Origin of the sequence: Stenotrophomonas sp. YIM B06876 (assembly GCF_030711595.1) — a bacterium.
GTDB lineage: Bacteria > Pseudomonadota > Gammaproteobacteria > Xanthomonadales > Xanthomonadaceae > Stenotrophomonas.
Genome location: NZ_JAUJUJ010000348.1, coordinates 1 through 868 on the forward strand (window position 1 = coordinate 1; position 868 = coordinate 868).

Sequence of the window (868 nt, forward strand, 5' to 3'; positions counted from 1 at the left end):
AAGCCCTATGTGCTGCCGATTTCCGCGGCGGTGCTGGTTGCCCTGTTCCTGATGCAGCGCCGCGGCACGGCAACCGTGGGGGCACTGTTCGGGCCGGTGATGCTGCTGTGGTTTGCCGTGATCGCGGTCGCGGGGGGCTGGCAGATCGTCCAGATGCCTGAAATTCTGGCCGCACTGAACCCGCTGCACGGGCTGCAGTTCCTGCAGGCGCGCGGCTGGACGCTGTTCGTGGTCATGGGCTCGATCGTGCTGGCGCTGACCGGCGCCGAGGCGCTCTATGCCGACATGGGGCATTTTGGCAAGCGCCCGATCCGGCTGGCCTGGACGGCCCTGGTGCTGCCGGCCCTGGCATTCAACTACCTGGGCCAGGGCGCCTTGCTGATGCGCGACCCGGCGGCGCTGCAGAACCCCTTCTTCCGCCTCTTCCCGGACGCCTGGCTGCTGCCCACCGTGCTGCTGGCGACCCTCGCTTCGGTGATCGCGTCACAGGCCGTGATCTCGGGCGCGTTCTCGCTCACCAAGGAGGCCATCCAGCTGGGCCTGCTGCCGCGCATGCGCGTGCAGTTCACATCGGCACAGGCCATCGGGCAGATCTACCTGCCGGCCGTCAACTGGGTGTTGCTCGTCGCCGTGCTGCTGGCGGTGTTCGGCTTCGGCAGCTCGTCGGCCCTGGCATCCGCCTACGGCATTGCGGTCACGGTCACGATGCTCATCACCACGGTGCTGACCTTCTTCGTCGTGCGCCATGCCTGGCACTATCCGCTGCCGGTGGCGCTGGCCGCGACAGGCATTTTTCTGCTGGTGGATGCGGTGCTGGTCATTTCCTGCTCGCTCAAGTTCATGCAAGGCGGCTGGTTTCCGCTCACGC

The 868-nt window shown here is 67.1% G+C and carries 1 protein-coding gene; it reads left to right on the plus strand.

All coding sequences use genetic code 11. The features are described from left to right. Nucleotides 1–868 (plus strand): KUP/HAK/KT family potassium transporter (locus tag QZH66_RS17210; protein WP_305807063.1); only part of this gene is annotated, 868 nt, incomplete at both ends.